The 5,943-nt window shown below is 66.0% G+C and carries 6 protein-coding genes and 1 pseudogene; all 7 read left to right on the forward strand.

All coding sequences use genetic code 11. The features are described 5' to 3' along the window. Positions 1-220, forward strand: a pseudogene (locus tag ACKOED_RS00830) (MBL fold metallo-hydrolase); the annotation flags it as partial. Between the two features lie 74 nt (positions 221-294). Then, positions 295-1,188 carry a DMT family transporter gene (locus ACKOED_RS00835; RefSeq protein ID WP_408914677.1) on the forward strand — a complete coding sequence of 298 codons (894 nt, stop codon included), beginning with the start codon at positions 295-297 and terminating at the stop codon, positions 1,186-1,188. Between the two features lies 1 nt (position 1,189). Continuing rightward, positions 1,190-1,882, forward strand: coding sequence for a glutamine amidotransferase (locus tag ACKOED_RS00840; RefSeq protein ID WP_408914678.1), 693 nt, complete (start codon positions 1,190-1,192; stop codon positions 1,880-1,882). Between the two features lie 252 nt (positions 1,883-2,134). Beyond that, positions 2,135-3,148 carry a ligase-associated DNA damage response exonuclease gene (locus ACKOED_RS00845; RefSeq protein WP_408914679.1) on the forward strand — a complete coding sequence of 338 codons (1,014 nt, stop codon included), beginning with the start codon at positions 2,135-2,137 and terminating at the stop codon, positions 3,146-3,148. After that, positions 3,145-4,722, forward strand: a complete 1,578-nt coding sequence (locus ACKOED_RS00850) for a cisplatin damage response ATP-dependent DNA ligase (protein ID WP_408914680.1) — start codon at positions 3,145-3,147, stop codon at positions 4,720-4,722. The genes ACKOED_RS00845 and ACKOED_RS00850 overlap by 4 nt, the downstream gene beginning before the upstream one ends. 273 nt (positions 4,723-4,995) lie before the next feature. Further along, positions 4,996-5,640, forward strand: a complete 645-nt coding sequence (locus ACKOED_RS00855; protein WP_408914681.1) for a carbonic anhydrase — start codon at positions 4,996-4,998, stop codon at positions 5,638-5,640. After that, a partial coding sequence (locus ACKOED_RS00860) for an FGGY family carbohydrate kinase (RefSeq protein ID WP_408914682.1) occupies positions 5,637-5,943 on the forward strand: 307 nt, incomplete at its 3' end. The genes ACKOED_RS00855 and ACKOED_RS00860, both read left to right, overlap by 4 nt.

Raw genomic sequence — 5,943 nt, forward strand, 5'->3', positions numbered from 1 at the left:
GGAATCCACGGTGGGCGAGGAGATTGACCGCAACGTGCATGTCCATGATGGTGTCTCCGAGGAGGAGTTCGTGAAGATGCGGACGGCGCGGGATGCGACGCTCGCCGCCCCGGCGCTTCTCATGCCGTCGATCCAGGTCAATATGCGGGCGGGCAAGCTGCCGCCCGCCGATGCCAATGGCGTTCACTATCTGCGGGTGCCGATCACGCTGACTGCCTGAGCGGCAGATCGCCGATTGCCAAGCAGGGCGGCGGCGGCTAGTCATTTGCACTGGCTCGCTGAATTTTCGAATCGATGGCTTTTTCCCATAATGTCCGGGGTGTCGCCGCCATACTGGTGGCGATGGCGTCGTTCGTTGCCAATGACAGCTGCATGAAGCTGGCGCTCTCGGACGCGCCGCCCTTCCAGGTGCTGGTGATGCGCGGCATCGCGGCGTGTTTGTGGTGCCTGCCGGTGATCGCCGCCATGGGGTTGCTGCGCGAACTGCCGAAGGCCTTCAACCCCTGGGTGGCGTTGCGGTCGTTCAGCGAAGTGTTCGCGATTCTGAGTTTTATTCTGGCGTTGGACCAGATGCCGATTGCCGATGTCGCGGCCATTGCCCAGATTTCGCCGCTCATCGTGCTCCTCGGCATGTGGCTGTTTTTCGGCGAGAGAGTCGGCGGGCTGCGCATGGCGCTCATTGGGCTTGGCATCACCGGCGCCATGCTGGTGGCCCAGCCCGGGGCAGGCACAGCCTCGCCCTATGCCATCTTCGCCTTCTTCACCGCGGTGGGCGCGGCCTTCCGTGACATTCTCTCGCGCAAGGTGCCGCCCGGCACGCCGGCCCTGATGGTCACCTTCTCCACCCTTCTCATCGTCATGCTGAGCGCGCTCGCCATGCTGCTGATGTTCGAAACCCCGGTGGCGCCAACCTGGCGGCATGCCGGTCTTATGTTCGTGGCCGGTTTCTTTCTGATGTGCGGGCACTCCTTCGTGTTCATGGCCTACCGCCTGTCGCCGGCGCGGGTGGTGGCGCCATTCAGCTATTCGATGATGATCTGGGCCGCGGTCTCAGGCCTTCTGGTCTTCGGCGATGTTCCGAACACGCTGGCCATCGCTGGCATGGCGCTGATCATGGCGGCGGGCCTCGCGGTGGTCCTGCTCGAGGGCCGCACCCGGCAGGGGGCGCCGGCTGCGGCAAAACCCTGACATGACGAAAGAGATCCTGATCATTCTGCACTCCGAGACCTCGACGGCGGGCCGCATCGGCCACATGCTGAACATGAAAGGCTATCGCCTCGATATCCGCAGGCCCTGCCTCGGCGAGGACCTGCCGCGAAGCCTTGGCCGCCACGCTGGCGCCATGATCTTCGGCGGCCCGATGAGCGCCAATGATTCCGACGACTGGATCGCCCGCGAGATCGACTGGATCGGCGTGCCGCTGAAAGAGAACAAGCCGTTTCTCGGCATCTGCCTCGGCGCCCAGATGCTGGCCCGGCAGCTGGGCGGCAGCGTCGCCCCGCATGACGAAGGCCTGGTCGAGATCGGCTATTATCCGCTTATTCCCACCGCCGCCGGCGAAGCCCTGGGCCCATGGCCGGAACATGTCTATCACTGGCACCGCGAGGGCCATACGCTGCCCGCCGGCGCCACCCGGCTCGCCGCCAGCGACACCTTCGAGAACCAGGCCTTCCGTTATGGCGAGACCGCCTTCGGCATCCAGTTCCATCCGGAAGTGACCAGGCTCACCATGCATCGCTGGGGTGTACTGGGGGCCCATCGATTCACGCTGCCCAACGCCCAGAATGCCAGCGCCCATCTCGAGGGCAACCTGCTGCATGATGCGCCCGTCAAGCACTGGCTCTCCGGATTTCTGGACCGCTGGCTGGCTACGCCGCCTTGAGGGCCTGAATTGTGCCGCTCCGGCACGCCGCTAACCCAATCTTAAATCTTTCCGCAAGTTTCGGAAACACTTTGGAAACTCTGCTGCGCCATGATCGATGCATGGCAATCGGACCCGGAGCGGGGACCAGCGCCAGGGCGATCCGGGATCAGGTACTGCGTACCCGGTCACCAATTCCGCGGGGGGCTTCGCACCAGAGGCTCCCCGCTTTTCGTTTGGCCGCCATGCCCGGCGCATGACATGGTGACCGCCATGCACGCGCGTTCTAGCTTCGAAAGCTGGCTCCGGCCTGATCAGGCGGGGCTTTACTGCATACCCGGCGATTTCCACATTGACCCGCACGCCCCCGTGGCGCGGGCGGTGATCACCCATGGCCATTCCGACCATGCCCGGCCGGGACATGACGCGGTATTGGCCACCGCCGACACGCTGGCAATCATGCGATTGCGGCTGGGCGAGGCCGGGCTCGGGCAGACCCAGGCGCTGGCTTATGGCGTGCCGCTTGCCATCAGGGATGTAACGCTGCGCCTGCTGCCCGCCGGGCATATTCTGGGTTCAGCGCAGGTCGTGATCGAGCATGGCGGCCAGCGCGCGGTGATTTCCGGCGATTACAAGCGCCGGGCCGACCCCACCTGCCAGCCCTTCGAACTCATGCCCTGTGACCTGTTCGTAACCGAGGCCACTTTCGGCCTCCCCGTCTATCGGCACGAGCCCGACATGGGCGAGGTTGCGAAACTCCTGGCCTCGCTTGAAGATTTCCCCGATCGCACCCACCAGATCGGCGTCTACGGACTTGGCAAATGCCAGCGGCTGATCGCGCTCCTGCGGCGGGCGGGTTATGACCGGCCCATCTGGCTGCACGGCGCGCTCCGCGCCATGACCGACTACTATGTGTCGCGCGGCTTCGCGCTGGGTCCCGTGCCCCCGGTGGCGGACGCCAGGGACAAGCTTCCGGGCGAGATCGTGCTGTCGCCGCCCTCGGCGATCGGTGACCGCTGGTCACGCCGCTTCGCCGATCCGCTGGCCGGTTTCGCCTCGGGCTGGATGCGCATCAGGGGCCGCATCCGCCAGCGCGGGGTTGAACTGCCGCTGGTCATTTCCAATCACTGCGACTGGCCGGAACTGCTTGATACGGTGGCCGAAACCGGGGCCCGGGACGTATGGGTCACGCATGGCCGCGAGGACGCGCTGGTGCATGAGCTGGCCAAGCGCGGGGTTGCGGCGCGGGCCCTGCGGCTTGTCGACCGCGAGGACGATGCCGAATGAAAGCCTTCGCCACCCTGCTCGACCGCCTGACCTGCACGCCGGCGCGCAATGGCAAGCTGTTGCTGATGCGGAACTATTTCGCCGCCACGCCCGACCCGGACCGGGGCTATGCGCTGGCCGCCCTCAGCGATGGGGTGCCAATATCATTTCCGCTGCGCCGGGTGCTGGCCGAATTGGGCGAGAGCCGCTTCGACCCGGAGCTGTTCCGCCTGTCACGCGAGGATGTGGGCGACACCGCGGAAACCGTGGCCCTGATCTGGCCCAACAGCGCCGGGCCAGGTGCGGCCCCGGAACTCCCGGAGATTGTCGCCACGCTCCAGAGCCTGCCGCGCGGCGGCCACGCGGCACAGCTCGCCGCCTGGCTCGACCGGCTCGATGCCACCGGGCGCTGGGCGCTGCTGAAATTCCTGAGCGGGGCGCCGCGGGTGGGCGTCTCGGCAAGGCTTGCCAAACAGGCGGCGGCCGAGGCTTTCGGCAAGCAGGTGGATGACATCGAGGAAATCTGGCACGGCCTCAGCGCCCCTTATGTGCCGCTGTTCGACTGGCTCGCGGGCAAGACGGGCCGGCCGGCTCCGCCGGAAACCCCGGTGTTCCGTCCGCTCATGCTGGCCCATCCGCTCGAAGAGGCGGAGTGGGAGGCGCTTGATCTCGAGGATTTCGCCGCCGAATGGAAATGGGACGGCATCAGGGTGCAGGTCTCCGGGCGCGGCGGGCTCACGCGGCTGTTCTCGCGCACCGGCGACGACATCGGCCAGAGCTTTCCCGAACTCGTCGAGGCTTTCCGGTTCGACGCCGTGCTGGACGGCGAATTGCTGGTGATGCGCGGCGCCGGCCCCGCGCCTTTTTCCGATCTCCAGCAGAGGCTTAACCGCCGCAGCGTGAGCCGGGCGATGCGCGCGCGATACCCCGCCCATGTGCGCTTCTATGATGCGCTGGAAATCGCCGGCGAGGACCTGCGCGGCCTTGCCTTCAGCCAAAGGCGTGCCCGGCTCGAAGCCTGGCACCGCGCCCATGCGCCGCCCCTGAGCGATCTTTCGGTGCTGCTTGAACCGGCCAGCAAGGCCGAATTGAGCGCCTGGCGCGAAGCCGCCCGCGGCCAGGGCATTGAGGGCCTGATGCTGAAGCGCCGGGCCAGCCCCTATCTCCCCGGCCGGCCGAAGGGCCACTGGTACAAATGGAAGCGCGCGGCGCTCACCGCCGATTGCGTGCTGCTCTATGCCCAGAAGGGAGCGGGCAAGCGCTCATCTTTCTATTCCGACTACACATTCGGCGCCTGGACGGAAAAGGACGGAGCACCCGTGCTGGTGCCGGTCGGCAAGGCCTATTCCGGCTTCACCGATGCCGAGCTCGCCCAGCTGGACCGCTTCATCCGCCACAACACCGTGGAGCGCTTCGGCCCGGTGCGCGCCGTGGCGCCCAGGCTGGTGCTGGAAGTGGCCTTCGATGCGATCCAGGCCTCGACGCGGCACAAATCAGGGATCGCCATGCGCTTTCCGCGCATCGCCCGCATCCGCTGGGACAAGCCCGCCGCCGAGGCCGACCGGCTGGAAACCCTTGCCGCGCTGGCGGGCTAGAGGACTTGCGTAACGCTTCGCTCTTGTCCCGGCCTGATGTTTAGACCGCCGCTCTCACCTCGTCGTGCCACGGCACGACCGTGGCATCGTCTTCGCTGTCACGCCCCGGGCTGAACACTTGCCCGTGGCATCTCGCTGGCCGCGCCGGGGATGATGGCCGCGGTCTTGATTCCCCGGTCCGGCTGGGGCAAGTCAAGAGCAATCACGTGCCCCCGAGGTTTCCATGCCGCGCAGCTCCCGCCCATTCCTCATCTTCACAGAAGGAGCGGCGTGATGGCGCTGCCCGCCCCGCTGCTCGATGGCTACGCCAATTTCCGCGCCGGCCGCTACGTGTCAGAGTCCGAGCGCTACCGGCGGCTGGGCGAGGGTTCGCAGAAGCCGCGAATCATGATTATCGCCTGCTGCGATTCCCGCGCCGCCCCCGAAACCGTGTTCGACGCCGGCCCCGGCGAAATGTTCGTGGTGCGCAACGTCGCCAATCTGGTGCCGCCCTACGCGCCGGATGGCGGCCATCACAGCACCTCCGCGGCGCTCGAATTCGGCGTCATGTCGCTCGGCGTCCGCCATATCGTGGTGATGGGGCATGGCCGCTGCGGCGGCATCCGGGCGGCGATCGGCGAGGCGTCACCCCTCACCCACACCGATTTCATCGGCAGCTGGATGCGCGCGATCAAGGACGTGACACGCATCGTACCGCGTGAAGATGGCTGTGATGACGCCCTGCACGAGCGGCATATCGAGCGCGCCTCGATCGAGCACTCGCTCGCCAATCTTCGCACCTTTCCTTGGATCCGCATGAAGGAGAACAGGCACGATCTTTCTCTGCATGGGGTCTGGTTTGATATCTCCATGGGCGAACTGCATGCCTATAATGAAGATCAAGCCAAGTGGTCAGCCATCGGAGGGGGCGAGGCATGAGCTACGTGATCGGCGTTGACGGTGGAACGGAATCAATCCGTGCCTTCGTTTTCGATCTCGATGGACGGCCGCTGGCTTCTGTAGCCACACCCTACAGGACGGAGTTTCCTCAGCCATCCTGGGCTGAGCAGAACCCGCAGGACTGGTGGATGTGCATGGGCCAGTCGGTCCGGGGTGCGGTGGCAAAAGCGGGCATCTCTTCTGGCGACATCATCGCCATCAGCGTTGATACGACCTGCTGCTCCGTCGTGGCGCTGGATGCTGCAGGCGAACCACTCAGGCCCTGCATGATCTGGATGGATG

The organism is Aestuariivirga sp. (assembly GCF_046093005.1).
Taxonomy (GTDB): domain Bacteria; phylum Pseudomonadota; class Alphaproteobacteria; order Rhizobiales; family Aestuariivirgaceae; genus Aestuariivirga.

Bases quoted from the DNA above. Each gene is read 5' to 3' on its own strand.
- ACKOED_RS00835 (WP_408914677.1), top strand. From the start codon at position 295: ATGGCTTTTTCCCATAATGTCCGGGGTGTCGCCGCCATACTGGTGGCG.
- ACKOED_RS00840 (WP_408914678.1), top strand. From the start codon at position 1,190: ATGACGAAAGAGATCCTGATCATTCTGCACTCCGAGACCTCGACGGCG.
- ACKOED_RS00845 (WP_408914679.1), top strand. From the start codon at position 2,135: ATGCACGCGCGTTCTAGCTTCGAAAGCTGGCTCCGGCCTGATCAGGCG.
- ACKOED_RS00850 (WP_408914680.1), top strand. From the start codon at position 3,145: ATGAAAGCCTTCGCCACCCTGCTCGACCGCCTGACCTGCACGCCGGCG.
- ACKOED_RS00855 (WP_408914681.1), top strand. From the start codon at position 4,996: ATGGCGCTGCCCGCCCCGCTGCTCGATGGCTACGCCAATTTCCGCGCC.